Source organism: Sphingomonas sp. Leaf62, from assembly GCF_001421915.1.
Classification (GTDB): Bacteria; Pseudomonadota; Alphaproteobacteria; order Sphingomonadales; family Sphingomonadaceae; genus Sphingomonas.
Genome location: NZ_LMLN01000015.1, coordinates 1 through 1,875, shown reverse-complemented (window position 1 = coordinate 1,875; position 1,875 = coordinate 1). Strand labels below are relative to the sequence as shown.

Here is a 1,875-nt window from a genome sequence, read left to right as displayed (position 1 = left end):
GGTCGGGAGCTGCCAGCGCTGCGGCAGCGCAGACCCAGGACCAGACATCCGCAACCCCCTCTGAGCTGCCGAAGTTCTGCCACTTGTTCATCACCGCGTTGTGACCGCTTTAGGAAGCAGACTGTGCAAATCCGATCATGACGTCCGACGAGGTGCGGACGGCTTTGGCCGGCTATGGTACTTGGTGAACTGCCACGCTATGTCGAACCGTAGATGTCAAACCGGGCTTCTCGTAATACAGCACGAGGATGGTAGCCAACGGTGCGGCGGTGAGGATTAACAGAAAAAGGCCAATCAGCCAATCGTTGGAGTTGAGCGGCTGCGAGAAGCTATCACTGGGCCGCATGGACGGGGTAGCTCGCATGGCGCGCTTGCCGGCTTTCCTTGAATAAACCGAGCGATCCGCGCTAGATTCATGAGCGGACGGCATGAAATGTAAGCGATCATAGGCGGCGCGTGCTTCCTCCTTGCCCAAAACGGCATACGCCTCATTGATCTCCTTTGCGCGAGCTGAAACGTCCACACCATGATTGGCATCGGGATGATATTGACGGAGCAGCGCCTTCCACGCGGAGTGTATAGTGTCGCGACTTGCCGTCGATGGCACACCGAGAACGGCATAATAGTCGGGTGATAGAGCCATCCGGTTGTCACCTGTCGCGAAAACGCAAAACGAACGTACACCTAGCAGGCAATCATAACCGGATCTGCCCGGCGATCCGTAAGGCGATTTTCGGCATCAACCGTCAGATGGCTACCATTTCCATACGCAAGTTCGATGATTCGACAAAACCACAATTGCAGCCGCCAATGATCCTCCAAAAGTGACATAGGCCAAGGCCTTTGCCGTCATAAGTATCGAAAGATCCTTAACGTATCTGGGAGACAGGGCATCCCCCATGTTTGCAAACCGCCCATTTACTGCGGTCGATTATGGTGCTGGCACAGACTCGTCGCAATGGAGAATAGCGATGGGTCACTCGGTGATGGACCCCGCCTTGCACGAACTTCGCCCCTGGAATGAGGGGCGATTGGTTGGCACCAAGCGGGCGCTTAAGCAGCAGCAAGTTTGGGCAATTCGCTTTTGGCTTGATCAACACCGGCGATTACGTGATCGAGCGCTGTTCGACCTTGCTATCGATAGCAAATTACGCGGCCGTGATGTGGTCAGAGTTCGCAGTGGCGGCCTGGCTTCAGGTGGACGTGTCCGTGATCGCGCCCTCATCGTACAGCAGAAAACCAAGCGTCCTGTTCAGTTCGAACTTATGGATACGGCTCGTAAAATAATACGTGCGTGGCTGGAACGACGCGGTGGTACACTGAACGATTTCGTTTTCCCGAGCCGCAACAATTATATGGCTCACATGAGCACACGCCAATATGCCCGCCTTGTGCGGGAATGGGTGATCGGCATCGGCCTTCCGCCGCAGGGTTACGGAACGCACTCGCTTCGGCGAACGAAGGCTTCAATTATTTACAAGGCGACCGGCGATCTCCGCGCCGTTCAGATCCTACTTGGTCACACAAAGATTGACAGCACCGTTCGCTATTTTGGCGTCGATGTCGAGGACGCTTTGGAGTTGGCCGAACGAACGGAAGTCTAACGAGACCTAAAAATGGACGTTCATGGCACGACGTCGACTCCTCAACTTCGGCTACTCGTTCGTGCTCATTGGAGAGTGGACATATTTGGGGGCCGGGACAAAGAATGTGCTCACATATCTCGGTACAAGCTCACATATCTCGGTACAAGCGCATCTAAGCAAAGCGAATGGCAGGGGCTCCTTCGCGATTGCATGAGTTTATAGGGCCGCTGCCTAGTTGCTGCGACGCGCTTCCGCCACCATAGCTCGCAATTCATCGGCTCGATGGGGG

2 protein-coding genes are annotated in these 1,875 nt (G+C 55.2%); one reads left to right on the top strand and one right to left on the bottom strand.

All coding sequences use genetic code 11. The features are described 5' to 3' along the window. Window positions 1-172 precede the first annotated feature (172 nt). Complete coding sequence (locus tag ASE91_RS18755; RefSeq protein WP_082453926.1) at window positions 173-643, bottom strand: J domain-containing protein; 471 nt, start codon at window positions 641-643, stop codon at window positions 173-175. A gap of 328 nt (window positions 644-971) precedes the next feature. On the opposite strand from ASE91_RS18755, the gene ASE91_RS09065 reads away from it, so the two are divergent. Further along, window positions 972-1,604, top strand: coding sequence for a tyrosine-type recombinase/integrase (locus ASE91_RS09065; RefSeq protein WP_056625256.1), 633 nt, complete (start codon window positions 972-974; stop codon window positions 1,602-1,604). The last annotated feature ends 271 nt before the right edge of the window (window positions 1,605-1,875 follow it).

What these genes read in the sequence shown, in the direction of transcription:
- ASE91_RS18755 (WP_082453926.1), bottom strand. Translation starts at nt 643, where the DNA reads ATGGCTCTATCACCCGACTATTATGCCGTTCTCGGTGTGCCATCGACG.
- ASE91_RS09065 (WP_056625256.1), top strand. Translation starts at nt 972, where the DNA reads ATGGGTCACTCGGTGATGGACCCCGCCTTGCACGAACTTCGCCCCTGG.